The 23,687-nt window shown below is 62.9% G+C and carries 19 protein-coding genes and 1 tRNA gene; 7 read left to right on the top strand and 13 right to left on the bottom strand.

What is annotated here, in order from left to right:
• Window positions 1-55 precede the first annotated feature (55 nt).
• The 3 genes from DBR47_RS13295 to DBR47_RS13305 all read left to right on the top strand — a co-directional run bounded on the left by DBR47_RS13295 (window position 56) and on the right by DBR47_RS13305 (window position 2,821).
• On the top strand, window positions 56-256 hold the full coding sequence (locus DBR47_RS13295) for a DUF2256 domain-containing protein (protein WP_124450766.1): 201 nt from the start codon (window positions 56-58) through the stop codon (window positions 254-256).
• Entirely contained in the window at window positions 253-1,803 is a 1,551-nt protein-coding gene (locus tag DBR47_RS13300; protein ID WP_124450768.1) for a cryptochrome/photolyase family protein, read from the top strand. Before DBR47_RS13295 ends, DBR47_RS13300 begins: the two co-directional genes overlap by 4 nt.
• An 82-nt stretch (window positions 1,804-1,885) precedes the next feature.
• Window positions 1,886-2,821, top strand: a complete 936-nt coding sequence (locus DBR47_RS13305) for an acyltransferase family protein (protein WP_124450770.1) — start codon at window positions 1,886-1,888, stop codon at window positions 2,819-2,821.
• A 27-nt stretch (window positions 2,822-2,848) separates the two neighbouring features.
• Here DBR47_RS13305 and DBR47_RS13310 read toward each other — a convergent pair whose 3' ends face one another.
• The 11 genes from DBR47_RS13310 to rimP all read right to left on the bottom strand — a co-directional run bounded on the left by DBR47_RS13310 (window position 2,849) and on the right by rimP (window position 17,352).
• On the bottom strand, window positions 2,849-3,364 hold the full coding sequence (locus DBR47_RS13310) for a hypothetical protein (RefSeq protein WP_231512293.1): 516 nt from the start codon (window positions 3,362-3,364) through the stop codon (window positions 2,849-2,851).
• A gap of 103 nt (window positions 3,365-3,467) precedes the next feature.
• Window positions 3,468-4,757, bottom strand: coding sequence for an MFS transporter (locus tag DBR47_RS13315; RefSeq protein WP_124450772.1), 1,290 nt, complete (start codon window positions 4,755-4,757; stop codon window positions 3,468-3,470).
• A 9-nt stretch (window positions 4,758-4,766) separates the two neighbouring features.
• On the bottom strand, window positions 4,767-6,446 hold the full coding sequence (locus DBR47_RS13320; protein ID WP_124450774.1) for a formate--tetrahydrofolate ligase: 1,680 nt from the start codon (window positions 6,444-6,446) through the stop codon (window positions 4,767-4,769).
• Between the two features lie 88 nt (window positions 6,447-6,534).
• Window positions 6,535-7,653 (bottom strand): enoyl-CoA hydratase/isomerase family protein, encoded by a 1,119-nt coding sequence (locus DBR47_RS13325; RefSeq protein ID WP_124450776.1) that lies wholly within the window; start codon window positions 7,651-7,653, stop codon window positions 6,535-6,537.
• Entirely contained in the window at window positions 7,650-8,618 is a 969-nt protein-coding gene (locus tag DBR47_RS13330) for a DMT family transporter (RefSeq protein ID WP_124450778.1), read from the bottom strand. The genes DBR47_RS13325 and DBR47_RS13330 overlap by 4 nt, the downstream gene beginning before the upstream one ends.
• Before the next feature lie 181 nt (window positions 8,619-8,799).
• Entirely contained in the window at window positions 8,800-10,623 is a 1,824-nt protein-coding gene (typA, locus tag DBR47_RS13335; protein ID WP_124450780.1) for a translational GTPase TypA, read from the bottom strand.
• Between the two features lie 30 nt (window positions 10,624-10,653).
• Window positions 10,654-11,592 (bottom strand): tRNA pseudouridine(55) synthase TruB, encoded by a 939-nt coding sequence (truB, locus tag DBR47_RS13340; RefSeq protein ID WP_124450782.1) that lies wholly within the window; start codon window positions 11,590-11,592, stop codon window positions 10,654-10,656.
• A gap of 21 nt (window positions 11,593-11,613) precedes the next feature.
• Window positions 11,614-12,027 carry a 30S ribosome-binding factor RbfA gene (rbfA, locus tag DBR47_RS13345; RefSeq protein ID WP_124450784.1) on the bottom strand — a complete coding sequence of 138 codons (414 nt, stop codon included), beginning with the start codon at window positions 12,025-12,027 and terminating at the stop codon, window positions 11,614-11,616.
• A 102-nt stretch (window positions 12,028-12,129) separates the two neighbouring features.
• Window positions 12,130-15,165, bottom strand: a complete 3,036-nt coding sequence (infB, locus tag DBR47_RS13350; protein WP_124450786.1) for a translation initiation factor IF-2 — start codon at window positions 15,163-15,165, stop codon at window positions 12,130-12,132.
• A 76-nt stretch (window positions 15,166-15,241) separates the two neighbouring features.
• Complete coding sequence (nusA, locus tag DBR47_RS13355) at window positions 15,242-16,720, bottom strand: transcription termination factor NusA (RefSeq protein ID WP_124450788.1); 1,479 nt, start codon at window positions 16,718-16,720, stop codon at window positions 15,242-15,244.
• The gene (gene rimP, locus DBR47_RS13360) at window positions 16,717-17,352 is read right to left on the bottom strand and encodes a ribosome maturation factor RimP (RefSeq protein ID WP_124450790.1); all 636 of its coding nucleotides are present in this window, start codon (window positions 17,350-17,352) and stop codon (window positions 16,717-16,719) included. The genes nusA and rimP overlap by 4 nt, the downstream gene beginning before the upstream one ends.
• A gap of 436 nt (window positions 17,353-17,788) precedes the next feature.
• Between rimP and fabI the strand changes: the two genes are divergently transcribed.
• Entirely contained in the window at window positions 17,789-18,568 is a 780-nt protein-coding gene (gene fabI, locus DBR47_RS13365) for an enoyl-ACP reductase FabI (protein WP_124450791.1), read from the top strand.
• Window positions 18,569-18,652: 84 nt separating this feature from the next.
• On the opposite strand, the gene DBR47_RS13370 is transcribed toward fabI, so the two are convergent.
• Complete coding sequence (locus DBR47_RS13370) at window positions 18,653-20,911, bottom strand: arginine/lysine/ornithine decarboxylase (RefSeq protein WP_124450793.1); 2,259 nt, start codon at window positions 20,909-20,911, stop codon at window positions 18,653-18,655.
• A gap of 168 nt (window positions 20,912-21,079) precedes the next feature.
• Here DBR47_RS13370 and DBR47_RS13375 point away from each other — a divergent pair, with 168 nt between their 5' ends.
• Entirely contained in the window at window positions 21,080-21,508 is a 429-nt protein-coding gene (locus DBR47_RS13375; RefSeq protein ID WP_370454917.1) for an NfeD family protein, read from the top strand.
• Between the two features lie 72 nt (window positions 21,509-21,580).
• Window positions 21,581-22,495, top strand: a complete 915-nt coding sequence (locus DBR47_RS13380) for an SPFH domain-containing protein (protein WP_124450795.1) — start codon at window positions 21,581-21,583, stop codon at window positions 22,493-22,495.
• Window positions 22,496-22,614: 119 nt separating this feature from the next.
• Here DBR47_RS13380 and DBR47_RS13385 read toward each other — a convergent pair.
• Window positions 22,615-22,704: transfer RNA gene (locus tag DBR47_RS13385), tRNA-Ser, on the bottom strand.
• Between the two features lie 236 nt (window positions 22,705-22,940).
• On the opposite strand from DBR47_RS13385, the gene DBR47_RS13390 reads away from it, so the two are divergent.
• Window positions 22,941-23,573: an ATP-binding cassette domain-containing protein gene (locus tag DBR47_RS13390; protein ID WP_197047054.1), complete on the top strand. Its 633-nt coding sequence runs from the start codon at window positions 22,941-22,943 to the stop codon at window positions 23,571-23,573.
• Window positions 23,574-23,687 lie beyond the last annotated feature (114 nt).

The raw sequence follows: 23,687 nt of genomic DNA on the forward strand, positions 1-23,687 counted from the left end.
TTGCGAGGGGCTGCTTGCAGCGGCCAAGGCGGTTCACAAGAAATAATGCATCGCCATGAAGAGCAAGCCCCCATCGACCTCCGCAAGCTCCCCCGCCCCCTTCAGAGGCAATAAGCAAAACCTGCCCAGCAAGCCCTGCCTTGCCTGTTGCAGGCCCATGAGTTGGCGCAAGCGCTGGGCACGGGATTGGGCGCAGGTGAAGTACTGCTCCGAGCGTTGCCGCAAAGCCGGCCCGGCGGCGGCGTCGGGCGTATGAGTTCGCTGCGCCGCCTCGTCATCGTCCTGGGTGACCAACTCGATCTGCAGGCCCAGGTCTTCGATGACTTCGACCCCACACAGGACGCCGTGTGGATGGCCGAAGTGCGCGAAGAAAGCACGCATGTGTGGTCTAGCAAGCAACGCAGCGCACTCTTTCTTTCGGCCATGCGCCATTTTGCGCAGACGCTGCAAGCGGCCGGTTGGCCCCTGCACTACACCCGCATCGACGAGCCTGAAAACCGAGGCAGCCTGGCGGCCGAGTTGGCGGCAGCCATCGAGGCGCTTGCCCCAACACAGGTGCTGATGACCGCGCCCGGTGACTGGCGTGTCTGGCGAGCGCTCAAGGCCGTGGTGGCCGAGGCAGGTTTGAAGCTGGAGGTCCAGGACGATCGCCACTTCTACACCACGGTGCGTGAGTTTGCGGCCCACGCCAAGGGCCGCAAGCCCTTGCGGCTGGAGTACTTTTATCGAGAACTGCGTCAGCGCCACCAAATTCTGATGCAGGACGGCAAGCCTCTCGGCGGCCGCTGGAACTTCGACGACGAGAACCGCGAGTCATTTGGCCCCGCGGGCCCCGGCCCGCTGCCACCACGCCTCAGCTTCGCGCCGGACCCCATCACCCGTGAAGTGATGGATTGGGTCAATCAACACTTCGCCCAACACCCCGGTCGGCTGGAGTCCTTCGACTGGCCGGTGACGCGCGAACAAGCTTTGCAGGCCTTGCAGTGCTTTATCGAACAGCGCCTGCCCTTGTTTGGCCGCTACGAAGACGCCATGTGGCCGGGCGAGCCCTGGCTCTACCACTCGCAACTCTCCGCCGCCCTCAACCTCAAACTGCTGAGCGCGCGCGAAGTGGTCAGCAGCGCCGAGCGCGCCTACCGCGACGGCCTTGTGCCCTTGCAAAGCGCCGAGGGTTTCATTCGGCAAATTCTGGGTTGGCGCGAGTATGTGCGCGGGATCTACTGGACGCAGATGCCTCACTACCTCGAACAAAACGCACTCGGCGCCACGCTTGATTTACCCGCCTGGTACTGGACAGGGCAGACTGAGATGGCCTGCCTGCGCGAAGCCATCCAACAGAGCTTGAACCACGGCTATGCCCACCACATCCAGCGCCTGATGGTGACGGGCTTGTTCGCCCTCTTGCTCGGCGTGCAGCCCAAGCAGGTCCATGCCTGGTACCTCGCCGTCTATGTGGACGCGGTGGAATGGGTAGAACTGCCCAACACCCTGGGCATGAGTCAGTTTGGCGACGGCGGCCTGATGGCCAGCAAGCCCTATGTGGCCAGCGGCAAATACATCCAGCGCATGGGCGGCCCCTGCGCCAGCTGCCGCTACGACCCGGCGCAGCGCCTGGGTGAGAACGCCTGCCCCTACACCACCCTGTACTGGGACTTTCTGATGCGTCACCACGCCTCCCTGGCCGCCAACCCACGCATGGTGATGCAGCTGAAGAACTTGGCACGTTTGAGCGCGTCCGATCAGCAGGCGATTCAGGCGCGCGCTCAAGCCATCCGCGCCGACGAGTTGGGCGCGCCTACCTGAGCCACGCTGTCGACCCGAGGACCCTGGCAGTCCAAACCGCTATTCGCACAAGTCAAGCTACATTCGGCGCAAGGAGATCCGCATGCAGCACAAGGAATGGGTGGACAAGGCCAAGGGCGTGGGCATTGTGTGCGTGGTGGCCGGCCATGTCTTGAGCCCAGGGCCAGCGACGCGGGCCATCTACCTCTGGCACATGCCCTTGTTCTTTGTGCTCAGCGGCTATTTGTTCAGCCCCCGGCCCCTGCTGGCCTATGCCCGGCAAAAGGCTTTGCACCTGCTCCTGCCCTACGCCTCTTTCCTGCTCCTGTTCTCACTGCCAGCCTTGCTGCAGGGGCAGTACTGGCAGCTCTGGAAAATGGCCTACGGCGGCCGAGCCTTGACGGGCAGTTGGGGCACGTTCTGGTTCGTACCGATTCTGTTCTTGACCCAGCAAACAGCCAATCTGCTGATTCAAAAATGGACGCAGGCCGGTCTTGCCGTGGCCGCCCTGGCCTGCTTGCTGGTGGCCAACTTTCTACCCCAGGGCCTTGGGCTGCCTTGGGCGCTGGATGTGCTGCTGTTTGCCTTCCCGCTTTTTTGCATGGGCTATCGCTGCAAAGGGCGCGAACCCCAGTCGCTTTGGATTTCGGCCCTGGGGCTGCTGGGTTTGCTGCTCAGCGCAGCCGGGCTCTTGCCCTCGCTGGACCTGAAACAAGGCGACTACGGCTGGCCGCTGCTGAGCCTGGTATTTTCATTGGCCGCCGTGCATCTGGTCTGCCAGTTATGCGGCCTGCGCAGCCTCACGCTGGGTCGCTTCGATGTGCTGGCCAGCCTGGGCCGGGCCTCCATGACCCTGATGTTTGTTCACCCCGCCTTGTTCAGGTACTTGCGGGATGACTTGCATCTGATCAGCAACCAGGGCCTGCTCATGCTCTGTGCCCTGCTCGGCCCTTGGCTGCTGCACCAGCTGCTGTCCCGCTGGGCGTTCACGCGACGGCTGTTTCTGGGCGACTGGCATGGCAAGTCGCGGCCGGCCTAGCGTGGAACAGCACTGGCTCAAAAGAACTCAGGGGCAGGCTTTGCCCTGATGCACACCGCGCAGAAACGCCCTGCGCGATTGCCCGGCCACCAAGGCGGCCGTCACCTCGCCCGAATGCCGCTCGGCGCCGGTCAGCTTGCGCACCCAGCCGCGAAAGGGCAGCAGGTTTTCGCTGGCACTGCGCAGAGCACCAAAGGCTGCATCACCGGCGGCCGCACCGCCCTTGGCCAGCAGGTCCAGCTGCTCCTTGCGTGCGGGCGAATCGATGTCGGGGCCCAAGGCCTGCTCCAGCGCGGCCAGCTCGGTGTTCAGCGCGGCACAAGCGCCGTCACCGGGCAGCCGATAAGGCGCCTCGTGGGCATGTTGGAGTATCTCGGGGATCTTGGTCTTGACCAGATTCAAGTCTTGCAAGGGCGCGGTAACGGCGTCGGTCACACGGGCCTCGGTGCCAGGTTTGGCCCCGCCCGCTTCCGGTGTGGCGCAGCCCGCGATCAGCACGAGCGAGCAGGTGGACAAGAGCAAGACTGAAGGGGAAAGACGCATGGTTCCGGATCTCCTTTGAAGCAAACAATGGCCGAATATGGCGGCGACAAACTCCTCCCAGGAGCCGGTGCGCGGCTTCAGTTTGCCAGAGAAAACGGGGCGCTCAGCGCTGGGCCGCGTCGGTGAAGAGATGCGGGTGTTGATGCCCGTACCAACCTCGCACCTGTTCATGATCTTGCGCAAACATTTCGCGCAGCCCCGGAACCCAGAAGAAACCCAGGCTGCTGAGTGCCGCCGCCAAACCAACACCCATATAGACCTGGCTGACCGAGTACTGGCTCAGGGCCAGGCCGGTTGCGGCCGGGCCCAAGCTGGCGGCGATCTGCAAGCTCATCATGCTGACCGCATTGAGCCGGGAGCGAAACGCCGCCGGAATCGCCAGCATGCGGTGCGACTGCCCCACCAGCACCCCGCAGGAGTTGGCCATGCCCACCAGGGCCAGGGCCGCCACCAGCACGAGGCCCTGCTCCGTCCAGCCCGCCAACATCAGGCCCAGGCCTTGGGCGACCGTGGCCGCCACCCGTATGGCGTAGCGACCGATGTGTTTGCTGACCCATGCCGCCACCCCAAAAGCGCCGAGCAGCATGCCCAGGGCCAGACCGGCCTCCGCCGCCCCCAGCCAGGCACCGGACAAGCCCATGGCCTTGATCTTCAACGGCACCAGCATCGTGATGCCGGGCAAGAGGCAGCAGGTGCTGACCAAGCTCACCAGGGTCCAGCCTCTTTCGGTCGGGATGTGCCAGGCGGCGCGCAAACCCTGGCTCAAATCACCCAGCCATGTCTTGCGCGAAGCGCCATGGCTGCCCACAGGCGCGGCCGGAATGGCCGACACCGCCCAGATGGCCCCGGCGATCAGCCCACATTGCAGCCACATGGCCCAGCCCGTCCCCAGGCTCAGCGCTGCGCCGGCCAGGGCCGGGCCCAGGATGCGGCCCACGCTCTGCGCGCTGCGCTGCAAACTCAGCGCCTGAGGCAGCTCGGCTGCAGGCACCAGCTCGGCGGCAATGCTCATGGAGGCCGGCGCCATCAAGGCCCCGCCCAAGGCCCCCAGCACGCTCACCAACAAGATCCAGTGCAAGTGATAGACCTCGATGCTCACCAACAAGGCCAGGCATAGCGCCAGAACGAGCTGCAGCCCCAGGCCCAGCCGAATCAGCTCGCGCTTGGGCAATCGATCGCCCAGGGGCGAGAGCAAGGGCGTGAAGCACAGCGCCGAGAGCGCGGCAACGACCCCGTACAAGGCCAGATGCGGCGCCCCCCCATGGCTGACGATCCACCAGGGCATGGCCACATGACCCACCATCATGGCCAGGATGGTCATGGCCTCGCTGAGCAGCAGGCCCCGAAAGGCATCGCCCAGGCTGCGGGTCTTGGCATCCAGGCGCTTGATCATTGGGAGGGCTTAGAACAGACCGGTGATGCGGCCTTGCGCGTCCACCGCGATGCGCTCGGCGGCGGGCTGCTTGGGCAGGCCCGGCATGGTCATGATCTCGCCGCAGATGGCCACCACAAACTCGGCGCCCGCCGCCAGGCGAAGCTCGCGCACCTTGAGCACATGGCCGCTGGCCGCGCCGCGCAGGCTGGGATCGCTGCTGAAGGAGTAAGGCGTCTTGGCGATGCAAACCGGCAGATGACCCCAGCCCGCGGCCTGCCAGTCTTGCAGCTGGGTCTGGGCCTTGGCCTCGAACTGCACATCGACGGCGCGATAGATCTTGCTGGCCACGGCGCGAATCTTGTCGGCCAGGGACGCCTCGTCCGGATAGAGCTGGGCGGCCGGCTTGGCTGCGCTGGCCTCGCACAGCGCCGCCACCTGACGCGCCAATTCAGCGGCGCCCGCCCCGCCCTCGGCCCAATGCGTGGCCAGCACGCAGGCCACGCCCAGGGCCTCGCAGGCCTGGCGGATGACGGCGATCTCTTCCGCCGTGTCGCTGTCAAAGCGGTTGATGGAGACCACCACCGGCAGCGCGTAATGTTGCTGGATGTTCTCCACATGGCGGCGCAGATTGGCCAGGCCTTCGTGCAGGCTCTGGATGCCATCGGAGCCGGGCTTCTTGGCATCGGCGCCGCCGTGGAATTTGAGCGCGCGCACGGTGGCGACGAGCACGGCACAAGCCGGCTTGAGCCCGGCCTTGCGGCATTTGATGTCGATGAATTTCTCGGCGCCCAGGTCAGCGCCAAAGCCGGCCTCGGTGACCACATAGTCGGCCAGCTTCAAGGCCGTCTGCGTGGCGATGACCGAGTTGCAACCGTGGGCGATATTGGCGAAGGGGCCGCCGTGAACGAAGGCCAGATTGCCCTCCAGGGTCTGCACCAGATTGGGCGCCAGCGCGTCCTTCAGCAAGGCCGTCATCGCGCCATCGGCCTTGAGCTCGCGGGCCGTGACCGGCTGCTTGGTGGCGGTGAAGCCCACCACGATATTGCCCAGGCGGCGCTGCAGATCGGCCATGCTGGTGGCCAGGCACAGAATCGCCATCACCTCGGAAGCGACCACGATGTCAAAGCCGTCTTGACGCGGATAGCCATTGGCGGGCCCGCCCAAGCCCACGGTGATGTCGCGCAAGGCGCGGTCATTCATGTCCACCACCCGGCGCCAGGTGATGCGGCGAACATCCAGACCCAAGGCGTTGCCGTGATGGATATGGTTGTCGATCAAGGCGGCCAGCAGATTGTTGGCCAGGGCGATGGCGTGGAAGTCACCGGTGAAGTGAAGGTTGATGTCCTCCATGGGCACGACCTGGGCATGGCCGCCGCCGGCCGCCCCGCCCTTCATGCCAAAGCAAGGGCCTAGCGAGGGCTCGCGCAGGCAGATGATGGCTTTTTTGCCGATGTGATTGAGGGCGTCACCCAGGCCCACCGTGGTGGTGGTCTTGCCCTCGCCGGGTGGCGTGGGCGAGATGGCGGTGACCAGCACCAGATGCCCGTTCTTCTCGCCTTGCAAGGCCTCGACCTGGGCCAGGCTGAGCTTGGCCTTGTAGTGCCCGATGGGACTGAGCGCATCCTCGGGCAAGCCCAGTTTTTGATGCGCAAGAGGCAGGATTTTTTGCAGGGTGGCGGCTTGGGCAATCTCGATGTCGGTGGGCATCTTGGCGGGTCCTTGAGGGTATGAACCAGAAAACAAAAAAGGCGAAACCCTGGTGGGGCTTCGCCTGGATTATCTATGCCTGAAGGCCTTACTTCAGATCACGCAAGGGATGCTGATCGGGGCTCCAGGGCGACTCAAAAAAGGCCAGCACGGCGTCGCGACTCAGGTCCTCGACACGCGCAGGATTCCAGCGCGGGGCATGGTCCTTGTCCACCGCCAGTGCACGAATGCCCTCCACCGTCTCGCTCTGTGCGCCGGGGCGCAGATGGAAGCAGCGATACACCATATCGCGCTCCATGCGCAGGTCCTCGGCCAGGCTCAGGCCCTGGGCACGCTGCAACTGCTCCAAGGTCACGGCCATCATCAAGGGCGAGCGTTTGAGCAAGGCCGCGTGGGTTTGCTGGGCCCAGGCCTCATCGCTGGCAGCCAGCGAGGCCATGATGGCCCCCACATCGGGTTTCGAGAAATGCTGATCCACACGCGCGCGCAGGGCCGGCAAATCGGCGGCAGGCGCCAGATCCACCCGCTCCATCACGGTCGCCACCACATGCTCGGCGCTGCTTTGGGCGCCAAATTTGAAGGCCTCGACAATGGCGGGCATGGCGGCGCTTTGCACAAACACATCGCCCAGGCCGAGTTCGATCGCGTCGCCCGCGCCCAAGGCCTGGCCGGTCAAGGCCAGCCACTTGCCCAGCTGGCCCGGGCATTGGTTGAGGAAGTAGCCGCCGCCCACATCGGGGAAGAGGCCGATATTGGTCTCGGGCATGGCCAGACGGCTGTGCTCGGTCAGCACACGCAGCTTGCAACCCTGGCTGATGCCCATGCCGCCGCCCATGACGATGCCGTCCATCAAGGCGATGGAGGGCTTGGGGAATTGGTGGATCAGATGGTTGAGGGCGTACTCTTCGGTGAAGAAGTCTTCCAGGCTGGCATCAGCCTCCAGCGCCGCACGGTGGAAGAAGCGGATATCGCCACCGGCACAAAAGGCCGCGGGCTTGCCCGGGCGGCCGGCGGCCATCATGACCACGGCTTCGATCTCGGGCGCTTGAGCCCAGGCACGGAACAAGGTCGTCAGATCCCGAATCATGGCCAGGGACAAGGCATTCAAAGCCTCGGGACGATTCAAGGTGATCAGCCCCAGGCAGCCATTCACCTCGGCCAAGATCTGGCCCTGGGATTGCAGCGTAGGAATCAAAGCGACGGTCATGCCTCTCTCCGGTTTTCTAGGTTCTCAGGTTTAGGGCTGGTGAGCACGGGGGTCTTGGGCCCCGCGCGCCAGGCCAATAATTCATTGCCGACCAGGGCCAGCAGCACCAAGGCGCCACCAGTCAGGGTGGCCGACGAGGGCGTCTCACCCGCCCAAGCCCAGGCCCATAGCACGCCCAAAATCACTTCCAGCTGGCCCAGCAAGGCGATCTCGGGCCCGACCAGATAGCGGCTCAGATGCACGACCAGCATGCAGGGCACGGCCAGTTGGAACACCCCAAGGCCCGCCAGCAAACCGAGGTCATGTGCCGAAGCCTGCAAAGGCCAGGCCAGGGGCAAGACGGCCAAGGCCGAAAGGCCGGCGCCTATCAGCAGGGACAGCAGCATATCGGGCCGCTCGGAGGCTTTGTGCGCGGAGTGGCTCACATGTTGCAGCACACACCAATTGACCGCTGCGGCGACCGGCACGCCCAAGGCCACCAAGCTGCCCAACAAGGCCTGGCCGCCCGCTCCGCCCTGCTCTGCCCCGCCTGCCCCCAACAGCTCATGGCCGAACATCCAGGCAATGCCCAGGCTGGCCAGCACAATGGCGAACCAGGTTCGGGTAGGCAGTTTTTGTTGCAGGAAAATGCGGGCGAACAAGCCCGTCAGCAAGGGGCCCAAGGCCATGATGACCAGCACATGGGCGACGCGGGTCAGGCTGATGGCCAGCATGAAGGCAGTGAACATCACCGCCCAGCAAACCCCCGACAGCCAGACCAGGCGCGGCGCCTGAGTCAGCTGTGCCCACAGGGCCGGGCCACGCAACCAGCGCAGGCCCACGATCAAGGCCAGGCCATTGAAAGCACTGCGCCAAAACGTCAGCTCAAAGCTACGCGCTGCTTCCAGCTGCCGCGTGACCACCCCCGCCGTGCTCCACAGCAGGGTGACCAGCAACATCAGGACAACAGCGCGTCGATGAGTCATCAGTAACGAAGAGCGCCGCCAAAGGCGGCGCGGGCAATTAACTAGCTAGAGCCTCCCTCATGGAGGGAGGCTGAGCCCGGACTGAAACAGTCCTGAGGACTGTTTCTGCCTGGCGAAGGCCAGGGCCTCTGGCCCTGGCTGGGGGAGCCCAACGCGCCGCGTCAGCGCAGCGCGCAAGGCTTCAGCCGCGCGCGTTGCGCTTACGCTCGTTCTCGGTCAAGAAACGCTTGCGCAGGCGCACGCTCTTGGGCGTGATCTCGACCAGCTCGTCGTCATCGATGAAGTCCACGCCGTACTCCAGCGTCAGGTCGATGGGAGGCGTGATCTTGATCGCGTCTTCCTTGCCGCTGACGCGGAAGTTGGTCAGCTGCTTGGTACGGGTGGCGTTCACGACCAGATCGTTGTCGCGGCTGTGGATGCCGACGATCATGCCTTCGTACACCGGATCGTTGGGCTTGACGAACATGCGACCACGGTCGTCCAGCTTGCCCAGCGCGTAGGTGAAGATTTCGCCTTCGTCCATGGAGATCAGCACGCCGTTCTTGCGGCCGCCGATTTCACCCTTGTGGGCTTCGTAACCGTCGAAGATGGAGGAGATCAGGCCCGAACCACGGGTCAAGTTCATGAACTCGTTGGAGAAACCGATCAGGCCGCGAGCCGGGATGCGGTATTCCAGGCGCACGCGGCCATGGCCGTCCGGCTCCATATTCAGCATCTCGCCCTTGCGCAGACCCAGGGCCTGCATGACGCCGCCTTGGTGGGTTTCTTCCACGTCAGCGGTCACCAATTCCATGGGCTCGGACTTGACGCCGTCGATGTCCTTGAACATCACGCGGGGCTTGGACACGGCCAGCTCATAGCCTTCACGGCGCATGTTTTCCAGCAGGATGGTCAGGTGCAGTTCGCCGCGGCCGCAAACTTCAAAGATACCGTCTTCGTCGGTTTCCTTCACGCGCAGAGCGACGTTGTGCTGCAGTTCCTTTTGCAGGCGGTCCCAGATCTGACGGCTGGTGACGAACTTGCCTTCGCGACCTGCCAGGGGCGAGGTGTTGACGCAGAAGTTCATGGTCAGCGTGGGCTCGTCCACCTTCAGCATGGGCAGCGGGCTGGGGTTGGCTTGGTCGGTCACGGTCACGCCGATGCCGATGTCTTCAATGCCGTTGATCAGCACGATATTGCCGGGGCCGGCTTCGGTCACTTGCACGCGGTCCAGACCTTGGAAGGTCAGCACCTGGTTGATACGGCCGTTGACGGACTTGCCGCCAGGGCCTTCCATCACAGCGACTTGCATGCCGGGCTTGATCGTGCCTTGGCTGATGCGACCAACGCCGATGCGGCCAACAAAGGTCGAGAAGTCCAGAGCCGAGATCTGAAGCTGCAGCGGCGCGGATGCGTCACCGCTTTGCGCCGGCACATGCTTGAGCACGGTGTTGAACAGGGCGGACATGTCCGGGCCCCACTGCTCGCCGGGCTTGCCTTCTTCCAGCGAGGTCCAGCCATTGATGCCCGAGGCGTAGACCACGGGGAAGTCCAGCTGCTCGTCGGTCGCGCCCAGCTTGTCGAACAGGTCGAAAGCGGCGTTGATGACGGCGTCGGGCTTGGCACCGGGCTTGTCCACCTTGTTGACCACGACGATGGGCTTGAGGCCCAGGGCCAAGGCCTTCTTGGTCACGAAACGGGTCTGGGGCATCGGGCCTTCTTGGGCGTCGATCAGCAGCACCACACCGTCCACCATGGACAGCGCGCGCTCCACTTCACCGCCGAAGTCCGCGTGTCCGGGGGTGTCCACGATATTGATGTGGGTGCCTTCCCAGGACACGGCGCAGTTCTTGGCCAAGATCGTGATGCCACGCTCACGTTCGATGGCGTTGTTGTCCATCACGGTGTCGACGACTTTTTCGTGGTCGGCGAAGGTGCCGCTTTGACGCAGCAATTGGTCCACCATGGTGGTTTTGCCATGGTCAACGTGGGCGATGATGGCGATGTTGCGAATCTGCTTACTCATACGACGCTTTCAAAAAATTCTGATTTCTGCTCAGTGCTCTGAGAGGCTTGCGACCTCTTGAGGACTCAATAACCGGTCTGGGATCAATTCGCCGCCCTGGATATGGGCGCCTCCGAGAAAGGCTTGCGGCTCCGGCCCATAGACCCGCACATGCGGCTGGTCCGGGGCATTCACGCGGCGACGTAGACCGGTGAGGAAGCGGGTGGCCTCGTCTTGGCTAAGCCGGACTTCGGGCCAATCCGCCAACAAGGAGTCGGGGGGTCGCAGCAGCGCTTCGCGCTCTGCTTCGGTCAAGGCCGCCAAGGCGTCCAGGCTGATGGCGTTCTCCACCGACACCGGGCCCGAGGCCGTGCGGCGCAGGGCCGTCAGATGCGCGCCGCAGCCCAGCGCCCGGCCGAGGTCTTCGGCCAGAGTACGGACATAAGTGCCCTTGCTGCAGCGCACCGACAGGGTGAGCTTGTCATCCTGCCAGTCCATGATTTCAAGCGCGTGAATCGTGACCCGGCGCGAGGGGCGCTCGATGGCAATGCCCGCGCGGGCATATTCGTACAGGGGACGGCCCTCAAACTTCAGCGCCGAATACATCGGTGGCACCTGGCTGATCTCGCCGCGCAGAGCGGCCACGGCGGTGTCCAGCTGTTCGCGGCTGAAGTTCACCGGCAGACGCTCCAGCACCTCGCCTTCCAGATCGCCGGTGGTCGTCGTCACGCCCATTTGCAGGGTGGCGGTATAGGCCTTGTCGGCGTCCAGGCTGATCTGGCTGAACTTGGTACCCGCACCAAAGCACAGGGGCAGCAAGCCGGTAGCCAAGGGGTCGAGCGTGCCGGTATGGCCGGCTTTTTCGGCGCGCAGCAGCCACTTCGCCTTTTGCAAGGCGTCGTTGCTGGACCAGCCCAAGGGCTTGTCCAAGAGCAGCACGCCGTGGATGGCACGGCGCACAGTCTTGATGCGTTGAGGACGTTCGCTCATGCGTGTTCTATTCCAGGGGGCTCAGTCGCCCGCCTTTTCGTTCGGCGCTTCGCTCGGGGCTGCCGGAGGCTCATCATCCAGCGCACGGCTGGCATTGGCCTTGCTGATCAGTGCGCTCATCTCGGCCGCACGTTCAATGGTGCGGTCGAAGTGGAAGTGCAGGCTGGGCACGGTATGGATCTGCAGACGCTTGAACAGGCCGTTACGCAAAAAGCCGGCGGCCTCGTTCAGGGCTTCGCCGGTCTCGGTCGGATCACCGACCAGCACCGAAAAGAAAATCTTGGCGTGGGCGTAGTCGGGCGTGACCTCGACGGCATTGACCGTGGCCATGCCGATGCGCGGATCCTTCAGCTCACGGATCAGCTCGGCCAGATCGCGTTGGATCTGGTCGGCCACACGGAAGCTGCGGTTAGGGATGACTCGTTTATGTCGCATATCTTCTTGCCTCAATATTCGGATGAGTGACCCTCAAGAACAAACCCCGCCACTCGTTGAGGGCGGGGTTTGCTGTTGCTCGGGGCAGCTCCGCCAAAGGCTTTAGAGGGTCCGAGCCACTTCCTTGACCTCGAAGAATTCGAGCTGATCGCCCTCGGCGATGTCGCTGTAGTTCTTCAGCTTGATACCGCACTCGAAGCCTTCGCGGACTTCGCGCACATCGTCCTTCATGCGCTTCAGAGTGTCGATCTCGCCGGTGTAGATCACCACGTTCTCGCGCAGCAGGCGGAAGCGAGCCGAGCGGTTGACCACACCCGAGGTAACCATACAGCCTGCAATGGTGCCGATCTTGGTCGCCACGAACACGGTGCGGATCTCGGCCATACCGATGACTTCTTCGCGCTGCTCGGGAGCCAGCATGCCGGTCATCGCTGCCTTCACCTCATCCACGGCGTCGTAAATGATGTTGTAGTAGCGCAGATCAACCGCATTGCCTTCGGCCAGCTTGCGAGCGCCAGCGTCAGCACGGACATTGAAGCCGATGATGACCGCCTTGGAGGCGATCGCCAAATTGACGTCCGACTCGCTGATGCCACCGACGGCAGCGTGCACGATCTGCACCTTGACTTCGGCCGTCGACAACTTGAGCAGGGACGAAGCCAGGGCTTCTTGCGAACCTTGCACATCGCTCTTGATGATGATGCCCAGGGTCTGCACATCGCCGGCGCCCATGTTCTCGAACATGTTCTCCAGCTTGGCGGCCTGTTGACGCGAGAGCTTGACGTCACGGTACTTGCCCGAACGGAAGGTGGCGATTTCACGAGCGCGGCGTTCATCGCCCAGCACCATGAATTCATCACCGGCTTGCGGCACTTCGGTCAGGCCCTGGATTTCCACCGGGATGGAAGGACCGGCCTCGGTACAAGCCTTGCCGTCTTCGTCCAACATGGCACGCACGCGGCCATAGGTGGAACCCGCCAGCACGACGTCGCCGCGCTTCAGGGTGCCCGACTGCACCAGCACCGTGGCCACAGGGCCGCGGCCCTTGTCCAGCTTGGCTTCGATCACCAGGCCCTTGGCCATGGAGGCGGCAGGTGCCTTCAGCTCCAGCACTTCGGCTTGCAGCAACACTTGCTCCAGCAGGCTGTCCATGCCCTCGCCCGTCTTGGCCGAGACCGGCACAAACGGGGTGTCGCCGCCGAAGTCTTCCGGCACGACGCCTTCAGCCACCAGCTCGCCCTTCAGGCGTTCGATATTGGCGCCCTGCTTGTCGATCTTGTTCATCGCCACAACGATGGGCACGCCGGCCGCCTTCGCGTGGTGGATGGCTTCCTTGGTCTGGGGCATCACGCCGTCGTCCGCCGCCACCACCAGGATGACGATGTCGGTGGCCGTGGCGCCACGAGCACGCATGGCCGTGAAGGCTGCGTGACCCGGGGTGTCCAGGAAGGTGATCATGCCGCGCGGCGTTTCGACGTGATAAGCGCCGATATGCTGCGTAATGCCACCGGCTTCGCCAGCGGCCACACGGGCACGGCGAACATAGTCCAGCAGCGAGGTCTTGCCGTGGTCGACGTGACCCATGACGGTGACCACGGGCGCACGGGGCAAGGCCTCGTGCTGCTCGGCACCGGCGCCCTCTTCCTCGAGGAAGGCGTCGGGATCATCCAGTTTGGCGGCAAAGGCCTTGTGGCCCATTTCTTCCACCAAAATCATGGCGGTTTCTTGGTCCAGCTGCTGGTTGATGGTGACCATCTGACCCAGCTTCATCAAATGCTTGATGACTTCGGAAGCCTTGACCGACATCTTGTGGGCCAGATCCGCCACCGAGATGGTCTCAGGGACGTGCACTTCCTGCACCACCTGCTCCACCGGAGCGACGAAGTTGGACTGGCTATTGCCACGGTCGTTGCGGTCATTGCCACGACGGCCACCCGCGCCACCGCGGCTAGGCGCACGCCAGCCACCGGCAGCAGGACGTGCACCACCAGGCGCAGCCGTCGCGCCCGGCTTGACGCCGCGCTTCTTGTCATCGGCCCAGCTCGACGACAGCTTCTCGGACTTGACCGATTTCTTGTCGCCGGGCTTGGCGGCCGTAGTCGTGCCCGGTGCTGCGGGAGCACCCGGTGTACCCGGCTTCTTGTGAATCGTGCCCTTAATGCCTTCCTTGGCGGCTTCGACCGGCTTGGGCTCTTCCTTCTTGGCGATCATGACCTTTTTAGGGGCATTCATCATCGCGCGGATGGCCGCAGCTTCGGCCTCGGCGGCCTTGCGGCGGCGCTCCAGGTCCACTTGTTTTTGCTTCTCTTCGGCGCCCACGTCCACGGCCTTGACCACGCGCAATGCGGGCTTGGCGGCTTCTGCAGGAGCGGCAGGTGCAGCTGCGGCGGCGGCCACAGGGGCAGCGGCTTCCACGGGAGCGGCGACCACAGCAGGCGCGGCAACCACAGGTGCGGGCGCAGCCACGGGAGCCGGTGCCGGAGCACGGGCAGCGGCGGCGGCCTTGTTGATGGCGGCAGCTTCGCGGGCGGCGGCTTCAGCGGTTTGACGCGGAGGCTTCTTGGCGGCCTTGGCCGCAGCGGCTTCTTCAGCAGCGCGGGCAGCAGCCTCATGCGCAGCCTTGGCTTCCGCAGCCAGCTTTTCTTGGCGGCGCAGCTCTTCTGCGGCGCGGGCAGCCTTCTCGGCTTCCTCACGCTCACGCACACGCTCGGCCAACTCGGCTTCCTGGCGACGCAGGGCTTCGGCCTGGGCATGGGCCTCGACCTCGCGGCGCTGCAAGTCGGCTTCTTCGGCCGCGGCGGCAGCTGCCACCGTGGCTTCGTCGGCACCGCTGTTTTCGTCCATCTTGACGAAGGTGCGCTTCTTACGCACTTCGACCTGGATGGTGCGAGCCTTGCCGCTGGCATCGGCTTGCTTGATTTCGCTGGTCGACTTGCGGGTCAGCGTGATCTTCTTGCGATCGGCGCCGCCGGTACCGTGCGCGGTGCGCAGGTAGTCGAGCAGACGTTCTTTGTCGGCTTCGTTGAGAGCGTCTTCGGGAGACGCCGTTTTGACGCCCGCAGCTTGAAGCTGCTCAAGCAGCGTGCTCGCAGGCCTTTGTAGCTCTGCGGCAAACTGGGCGACGGTGGTCACAGCCATTGTTGGATCCTTAACTTATGCGTACTTTGCTGGGCGATTCTTGGTACTTGACTGACGGCGGCGCGGCTGCGCTGCCTCAAGCCGTGAACCAATGTTCGCGAGCCTTCATGATCATGGTGCGGGCCGCGGCCTCGTCCATGCCAGACAGTTCAACGAGTTCGTCGACGGCCAGATCGGCCAGGTCGTCGCGGGTATGGATATCGCCATCGGAAAGCTTGGCCACCAGGTCGGGCGTCATGCCCTCCAGGTCGCGCAGGTCTTGGGACACTTCCTCAACCTTTTCTTCCCGTGCGATTTCCATGGTCAACAGCGCATCCTTGGCTCGGGTACGCAATTCATTGACCGTGTCTTCGTCGAAGGCCTCAACTTCCAGCATTTCCTGCATAGGCACGTAGGCCACTTCTTCCAAGCTGGTGAACCCTTCAGCGATCAGGATGTCGGCGACTTCGGCATCCACATCGAGTTTCTCGATGAAGAGCTTGCGCACCGTTTCCGATTCCTGCTCATGTTTAACCGCCGATTCCTCGGCCGACATGATATTGATACGCCAGCCGGTCAGCTCGGAAGCGAGCCTCACGTTCTGGCCGCCGCGACCGATGGCGATGGCGAGGTTTTCCTCATCCACCACAACATCCATCGCATGACGCTCTTCGTCCACAACAATGGACTGGACATTGGCCGGAGCCAATGCGCCGATAACGAATTGAGCCGGGTCTTCCGACCACAGCACGATGTCCACGCGCTCACCGGCCAACTCATTGGTCACGCCGTTGACACGCGAGCCACGCACGCCGACGCAGGTGCCGATCGGGTCGACACGCTTGTCGTGCGAGAGCACGGCCAGCTTGGCACGCGAGCCGGCGTCACGCGCGCAGCTCTTGATCTCCAACAGGCCTTGCTCGATCTCGGGCACTTCCTGAGCGAACAGCTCGGTCATGAACTGAGGCGCGCTGCGCGACAGCATGATTTGCGGGCCACGCTGGGTCGGGTCGACACCCAGGATCACGGCACGCACGCGGTCGCCGGTGCGCAGATTTTCCTTGGGGATCATTTCCGAGCGCTTCAGGCGGCCTTCGATGCGACCCGACTCGGCGATGATGTCGCCCTTGTCCAGACGCTTGACGGTGCCGACGAAGATCTGCTCGCCGCGAGCCAGGAAGTCGTTGAGCAGCTGCTCACGCTCGGCATCGCGGATCTTCTGCAGAATGACCTGCTTGGCCGCTTGCGCACCGATGCGGCCGATGGGCACCGACTCGATGGGCTCTTCGATATGGTCTTCCACCTCGATGTCAGGAATTTGCTCCTGGGCTTCGAAGAGCAGAATTTCCGCATCCGGGTTTTGCAGACCGGCCTCGTTGGGCACGACGTGCCAACGACGGAATGTCTCATAGGCTCCGGAGTCGCGATCCACGGACACGCGAATATCAGCCTCGCCACCACACAACTTCTTGGTGGCCGAAGCCAACGCTGCCTCGACAGCGCCAAACACCACATCGAGCTCCACGCTCTTTTCGCGCGAAATCGCGTCCACCAGCATCAACAGTTCGCGGTTCATTGATCAGGACCTCCGTCAACCTTGTCATCTGTTTTCGCAGCCTTAGCCCCGCCCGGCTTCTTGCCGGTCGCAGGCTTCACGCCACGGCCCTTGAAGTTGACCACGGGGACCAAACGGGCCTCGCGAACCTCTTCAAGAGAAAAATCTAGGGCCTGGTCGGCCTTGCCATCGTTGAACACCACACGCCAGGCGGGCGCAGGAGTCGCGTCAGCGGGCAGAGCAGCCGCCACAGCAGGAGCCACAGGCTCAACCGCCACCGACGAGTCCGCCGCCACTTCTAGCGCCGACAAAATACCTTTGTACTTCTTGCGCCCCTGGAAGGGCATACGCAAGGTGATCTCAATTTCTTCGCCAACAAAACGCTGGTAGTCGGACGTCTTCTTCAGCGGCCGATCCAGGCCAGGCGAGGAAACTTCCAGACGCTCGTAAGCGCAGTTCTCGACTTCCAGCAGATATTGCAACTGCCGCGTCACGCGCTCGCAGTCTTCCACATTGATCAGCGCGCCGGCCAGGGCTTCTTCGGGCAGTTTATCGATGTACACGCGCAGCAAGCCAGCCGGACTGCGCTCGCAGTCCACCAAGTCGTAACCCAGTCCGGTCACAGTTTTTTCAACAGCTTCTTGCCAATTCATGCGTGGTGCAATTCAACTTTTCTAAATTTCGATAAGCAGCCCGGGCTTTTCAGTCCAGCGCAAACCAAGGGTGGCCAAATTTTATGCAAAGAGCGATCGAGCAAAAAAAATGGGCTGGATGAATCCGCCCAAATCCAAACCCAAGATCACCCTCAGGCTTCAAACAAACTGCGCAACTCGAAAGCTTCTCTGCCTTCAGGCATCGCGCAACCTGCCAAATGTGCATTCATGCTGATGAACCCGGCGACGAGCCCAAAAACTAGGCCTGACCGCGTTGATGCGGGCCATTTCGAAAGCTTTTCGAAATTACACCCGCCTCATCTCTTCAGCGAAGCCGGGATTGTACTATGCAAGCACCGCACCGGCAAGCCAGGAGCTCGTCATTCCACTCAAGCCATGCGAAAATCTCGGGTTGATTCAATACAAAGGAGCCACCATGGGATTTCTCGCAGGCAAGCGATTGCTGATCACGGGCGTTTTGTCCAATCGATCCATCGCGTATGGCATTGCAAAAGCCTGCCACCGGGAAGGTGCGGAACTGGCCTTCAGCTATCAAGGCGAACGATTCAAGGAGCGCATCACCGAGTTTGCGGCCGAGTTCGATTCCAAGCTGGTGTTTGACTGCGATGTCTCGGACGACGCACAGATGGAAGCCCTGTTCAAGGACCTGGGCGATGCCTGGCCCGAGTTCGACGGCTTTGTGCATTCCATTGGTTTCGCCCCGCGTGAAGCCATTGCCGGCGACTTCCTCGACGGCCTGACGCGCGAGAACTTCCGCATCGCTCACGACATCTCGGCCTACAGCTTCCCGGCCATGGCCAAGCTGGCCGCGCCCCGCCTGCGCCCCGGCGCCGCGCTGCTGACCCTGTCCTATCTGGGTGCCGCGCGCTATGTGCCTAACTACAACACCATGGGCTTGGCCAAGGCCTCGCTGGAAGCCAGCGTGCGTTACCTGGCTCAATCCATGGGCGCCAAGGGTGTGCGGGTGAACGGTATTTCAGCCGGCCCGATCAAGACTCTGGCTGCCTCGGGCATCAAGGACTTCGGCAAGCTGCTGAGCCAGTTCGCCGCCTCGACCCCGATTCGCCGCAATGTGACGATCGAGGACGTGGGCAATGTGGCGGCCTTCTTGTTGTCTGATCTGGCCGGTGGCGTCAGCGCCGAAATCACCTATGTGGACGGCGGCTTCAGCCATGTGGCACTGAGCGAAGGCTAAGCAAGACGATTTGCCTTCCAGCAAACAAAAGGGGTTCGCATCATGCGAACCCCTTTTTTATCGACTCAACTTAGCGACCGAGACTTACGCCGCCACGCAATCCACAAAGTAGCGCGAACGGCCGTCCTCACCCTTCTCTTCCACCAGGCCATGCACATCGGTGGCGAAGCCGGGGTACAGGGCATTGAAATCGCGGGTGAACTTGAGGTAATCCACGATCTTCTTGTTGAAGCGCTCACCCGGGATCAGCAAAGGAATGCCCGGAGGATAAGGCGTCAGCAGCACGGTGGTGACACGACCTTCCAGATCGTCGATAGGCACCCGCTGGGTACGGCGCTGGGCGATATGTGCGTAGGCGTCGCTGGGCTTCATGGCGGGATGCAGATCCGACAGATAAACATCCGTGGTCAAGCGCGCAATATCACCCTTGGCATACATGCCGTGGATGCTTTGGCACAAGTCCTTCAGCCCCATGCGCTCATAACGGGGATGTGCAGCGCAGAACTCCGGCAGGATGCGCCACAGCGGCGCATTCTTGTCGTAGTCGTCCTTGAACTGCTGCAAGGCGGTCAGCAGCGTGTTCCAGCGACCCTTGGTGATGCCGATGGTGAACAGGATGAAGAAGGAGTAGAGCCCGGTCTTCTCCACCACCACACCGTGCTCAGCCAGGAACTTGGTGACGATGGAGGCGGGAATGCCGGTCTCGGCAAACTTGCCGCTCATGTCCAGACCTGGGGTGATGACGGTGCACTTGATCGGGTCCAGCATATTGAAGCCGGGGGCGATCTTGCCAAAGCCATGCCATTGCTCGTCCGCGCCCAGCATCCAATCGGCCGGTTTGCCATAACCCTCTTGGGTCAACTCATCCGGGCCCCAGACCTTGAACCACCAGTCTTCGTCGTACTCGGCGTCCACCTTGCGCATGGCGCGTCGGAAGTCCATGGCTTCGGAGATGCTCTCCTCCACCAGGGCCGTGCCACCGGGAGGCTCCATCATGGCCGCGGCCACATCACAGCTGGCGATGATGGAGTATTGCGGGCTGGTGGAGGTGTGCATCAGATAGGCCTCATTGAACAAATGCTTGTCCAATTTGACGTCTTGCGAGTCCTGCACCAAGACCTGCGAAGCCTGGCTCAGGCCCGCCAGCAGCTTGTGGGTGGACTGGGTGGCGTAGACCACGGCCGTCTTGGGGCGCGGGCGATTCTTGCCCATGGCGTGGTAGGAGCCATAGAAGGGATGGAAGGCCGCATGCGGCAACCAGGCCTCGTCGAAATGCAAGGTGTCGATCCAGCCATCCAGCTTGGCCTTGATGGTCTCGGTGTTATAGAGCACGCCGTCGTAAGTGCTCTGGGTCAGCGTCATGATGCGCGGCTTGACGGTGTCCACATCCACGCCTTGCAGCAGCGGATTGGCGGCAATCTTTTTGCGAATCGCCTCGGGCGAGAACTCGCTCTCGGGGATGGGGCCGATGATGCCGTAGTGATTGCGCGTTGGCGTCATGAAGACCGGCACAGCGCCGGTCATGATGATGCTGTGCAGAATGCTCTTGTGGCAGTTGCGATCCACCACCACCACATCACCAGGCGCCACCGTGTGGTGCCAGACCATCTTGTTCGAGGTCGAGGTGCCATTGGTGACGAAGAAGCAGTGGTCGGCGTTGAAGATGCGGGCAGCATTCTTCTCGGACGCGGCCACCGGGCCGGTGTGGTCCAGCAGTTGACCCAACTCCTCCACCGCATTGCAGACGTCGGCGCGCAGCATGTTCTCGCCAAAGAACTGGTGGAACATCTGACCAACCGGGCTCTTTAGAAATGCGACACCTCCCGAGTGGCCGGGGCAGTGCCAGCTGTAGGAACCGTCCTGCGCATAGTCCATCAGCGCCTTGAAGAAAGGCGGCGCCAGGCCGTCGAGATAACTCTTGGCCTCGCGAATGATGTGACGAGCGACGAACTCCGGCGTGTCCTCGAACATATGAATGAAGCCGTGCAGCTCACGCAAGATGTCATTGGGCAGATGCTGGGAGGTGCGCGTCTCGCCGTAGATATAGATGGGAATGTCGGCGTTCTTGAAGCGGATCTCTTCAATGAATTTGCGCAGATTCACCACCGCCGGATCCAACTCCGGGCCGGAGGTGAACTCCTCATCGTCGATGGACAGAATGAAGGCGCTGGCACGGCTTTGCTGCTGAGCGAACTGACTCAGATCGCCGTAGCTGGTGGCGCCGAGCACCTCGAAGCCCTCTTTCTGAATCGCGTCAGCCAAGGCACGGATACCCAAACCCGAGGTGTTCTCGGAGCGATAGTCCTCGTCGATGATGACGATGGGAAAACGAAAGCGAAGCATCTTTGGGCCTCCAGCGGGCGGGTCAGAAAAACAAGAGGCGCGAAGTGTAGGGCCAAGCATCGGTTTTAACCCGAAGCCATGGGGCCTTTTTACAAAAACGACACAGCAAAGGCACAGATAGGCCCGCCTTACACTCGGCCCCATGAAGATGCGATGGGAGCATGCGAGATGGAGATGAATCACGCCACCACTTGGTGGATTGTCTGCGGCCTGCTGGTCGCTGTCGAATTGGGCACCGGCACCTTTTATTTGCTGATGCTGGCCCTGGGCTGCGCAGCCGGGGCGCTGGCCGCCCACCTAGGCCTGAGCGGCAACGCCCAAGTCGTGACGGCTGCCCTGCTGAGTGGCGCCGCGGTCACCGCCTGGCACTTCAAACGCGAACGCAGCGGCTCCGCCAAACCAGCCCAAGCCAATCCCGACGTCAATTTGGACATCGGCCAAACCGTGCAGGTCGAGCATTGGCAAGCCGATGGCAGCACCCAAGTGCGCTACCGCGGCGCCGAATGGCAGGCTCGCTTCCAGGGCAGCGACACGCCCGCTCCCGGGCCCCATGTGATTCGCGCCATCGAAGGCAGCCGCCTGCTGCTGGAGCGCTGACTCGTCAGGGCCCAGCGGCCGCAGCACCGACAACAAGCAACAAACACCACTCAAGAGGGATAGGAAATCGTCATGGAAATCGCACTGGTCTTGCTGGTCATCGCCATCGTCTTCATCGTTCAATCGATCAAGGTCGTGCCGCAACAAAACGCCTGGGTGGTGGAACGCCTGGGCAAATACCACGCCACCCTCACCCCGGGCCTCAACATCCTGGTGCCTTTTGTGGACCGCCTGGCCTACAAGCATTCGCTGAAAGAAATCCCGCTCGACGTGCCCAGCCAGGTCTGCATCACCAAGGACAACACCCAGCTGACGGTGGACGGCATTCTGTACTTTCAGGTGACCGATGCCATGCGCGCCAGCTATGGCTCCAGCAACTACATCGTCGCCATCACCCAGCTGGCCCAGACCACGCTGCGCAGCGTGATCGGCCGCATGGAGCTGGACCGCACTTTTGAGGAGCGCGCCGTCATCAACACCTCGGTGGTCGAGGCTCTGGACGAGGCGGCGCTGAACTGGGGCGTCAAGGTGCTGCGTTATGAAATCAAAGATCTGACGCCGCCGCCGGCCATCCTGCACTCCATGCAAGCTCAGATCACTGCAGAACGCGAGAAACGCGCCCTGATCGCCGCCTCGGAAGGCCGCCGTCAGGAGCAGATCAATATCGCCACCGGCGAGCGCGAAGCCGCCATTGCCCGCTCCGAAGGCGAGAAGCAAGCCGAAATCAACAAGGCTGCCGGTGAAGCCGCCGCCATCACCGCCGTGGCCGACGCCACCGCCGATGCCATCGGCAAAATTGCCGCCGCCATCCAACTCCCCGGTGGCGACCAGGCGGTGCAGCTGAAGGTAGCCGAGAAAGCCGTGGACGCCTACGCCCAACTCGCCCAGAAGAACAACACCATGATCGTGCCAGGCAATATGAGCGAGGTCTCGGGCCTGATCGGCACGGCCATGGCCATGATGCGAGCCGGCGGCAAGACCAGCTGAGCGTAGCGCAGCCAAAGGAATCGGCCGAGCCTGCTCGGCCGCGCCGATTCAAACTCTGGACTCAAGCCCCGAAATAGAAAAAGCCCCAGAACCTTTCGACTCTGGGGCTTTGCTAGTTTTGGCGGAGAGGGCGGGATTCGAACCCGCGGTGGGGATTAGCCCACACACGCTTTCCAGGCGTGCGACTTAAACCGCTCATCCACCTCTCCGAAGCCCGCTATGATAGCGTACTTTTTCAGGGCGTCAGAGAAGTTCGGCAAGATTTCTTCAAATCTTTTGTTTTTCTCATGCGAGCCCGGCCCTAGCAAGCTGCAGACCCGGCCTGCCCTGGCCTTGCCCCGCCCAAACAAGGCCTGGCTGCAAGCCTTCAAGCGCAAGCCTCGCTTGCATAAGGCGCGCGAGAATGCCGCATCTCGTTCATCGGCCGTCGGCCAACGCCTCTGTCATGCCCCACGCCTCGTCCCCTGCTAACCCCGTTTTGCTGCGGGCTGACGATTTGCATCTGAGCTATGGCGGTCAAGCCTTGTTTGCGGGCCTGAGTTTTACGATCCACCCGGGTCTGAACTTGCTCCAGGGCGGTGAGGGTCGCGGCAAAACCAGTTTGCTGCGCATGCTCAGCGGCAGCCTGCAGCCCCAGCGGGGTCGGCTGGACTTTGGCGCCAGGGCCGCCCCGATTCAGGTCTACTACGAATGCCCGGAGGCCGCGGCGCATGACGCTTGCCCTGCCCAGGACTGGCTGGCCGAGCGCCGCCCACGCTTCCCTGCCTGGCAGGCCGCTCTGGAGGCCGAGCTGATCCTGAGCTTGGGGCTGGAAGAACACCTGGGCAAGCCGATGTTCATGCTCTCCACCGGCAGCCGCCGCAAAATCGGCTTGGTGGCTGCAGCCGCCTGCGGTGCTGAGCTGACCCTGCTGGACCAGCCCTACTCGGCCCTGGACGCCCGCTCCAGCCGGGTGCTGAGCGACTTGCTACTGGCGGCGTCCCAACAGCAAGCGCGGGCCTGGTTGCTGGCCGACTATGGCATGCCTCCGGCCTTGACCACGGTTCGACTGCAAAGCCTGATCGATTTGGGCGATTGAGTTTCGCCAAGAGCCAAGCCCGCAAGGGCACCGCGGCATCCCGCCCACACCCAGGTATACCCGCAGGGGGATTTGGCGCAAACTGCGTCGAAACAAGGGGTTAACACGGAGGCG

This window comes from Paucibacter sp. KBW04 (assembly GCF_003852425.1).
GTDB lineage: Bacteria > Pseudomonadota > Gammaproteobacteria > Burkholderiales > Burkholderiaceae_C > Paucibacter_A.

Coding starts and splice junctions, on each gene's coding strand:
- DBR47_RS13295 (WP_124450766.1), top strand. CDS start 56: ATGAAGAGCAAGCCCCCATCGACCTCCGCAAGCTCCCCCGCCCCCTTC.
- DBR47_RS13300 (WP_124450768.1), top strand. CDS start 253: ATGAGTTCGCTGCGCCGCCTCGTCATCGTCCTGGGTGACCAACTCGAT.
- DBR47_RS13305 (WP_124450770.1), top strand. CDS start 1,886: ATGCAGCACAAGGAATGGGTGGACAAGGCCAAGGGCGTGGGCATTGTG.
- DBR47_RS13310 (WP_231512293.1), bottom strand. CDS start 3,364: ATGCGTCTTTCCCCTTCAGTCTTGCTCTTGTCCACCTGCTCGCTCGTG.
- DBR47_RS13315 (WP_124450772.1), bottom strand. CDS start 4,757: ATGATCAAGCGCCTGGATGCCAAGACCCGCAGCCTGGGCGATGCCTTT.
- DBR47_RS13320 (WP_124450774.1), bottom strand. CDS start 6,446: ATGCCCACCGACATCGAGATTGCCCAAGCCGCCACCCTGCAAAAAATC.
- DBR47_RS13325 (WP_124450776.1), bottom strand. CDS start 7,653: ATGACCGTCGCTTTGATTCCTACGCTGCAATCCCAGGGCCAGATCTTG.
- DBR47_RS13330 (WP_124450778.1), bottom strand. CDS start 8,618: ATGACTCATCGACGCGCTGTTGTCCTGATGTTGCTGGTCACCCTGCTG.
- typA (WP_124450780.1), bottom strand. CDS start 10,623: ATGAGTAAGCAGATTCGCAACATCGCCATCATCGCCCACGTTGACCAT.
- truB (WP_124450782.1), bottom strand. CDS start 11,592: ATGAGCGAACGTCCTCAACGCATCAAGACTGTGCGCCGTGCCATCCAC.
- rbfA (WP_124450784.1), bottom strand. CDS start 12,027: ATGCGACATAAACGAGTCATCCCTAACCGCAGCTTCCGTGTGGCCGAC.
- infB (WP_124450786.1), bottom strand. CDS start 15,165: ATGGCTGTGACCACCGTCGCCCAGTTTGCCGCAGAGCTACAAAGGCCT.
- nusA (WP_124450788.1), bottom strand. CDS start 16,720: ATGAACCGCGAACTGTTGATGCTGGTGGACGCGATTTCGCGCGAAAAG.
- rimP (WP_124450790.1), bottom strand. CDS start 17,352: ATGAATTGGCAAGAAGCTGTTGAAAAAACTGTGACCGGACTGGGTTAC.
- fabI (WP_124450791.1), top strand. CDS start 17,789: ATGGGATTTCTCGCAGGCAAGCGATTGCTGATCACGGGCGTTTTGTCC.
- DBR47_RS13370 (WP_124450793.1), bottom strand. CDS start 20,911: ATGCTTCGCTTTCGTTTTCCCATCGTCATCATCGACGAGGACTATCGC.
- DBR47_RS13375 (WP_370454917.1), top strand. CDS start 21,080: ATGGAGATGAATCACGCCACCACTTGGTGGATTGTCTGCGGCCTGCTG.
- DBR47_RS13380 (WP_124450795.1), top strand. CDS start 21,581: ATGGAAATCGCACTGGTCTTGCTGGTCATCGCCATCGTCTTCATCGTT.
- DBR47_RS13390 (WP_197047054.1), top strand. CDS start 22,941: ATGCCCCACGCCTCGTCCCCTGCTAACCCCGTTTTGCTGCGGGCTGAC.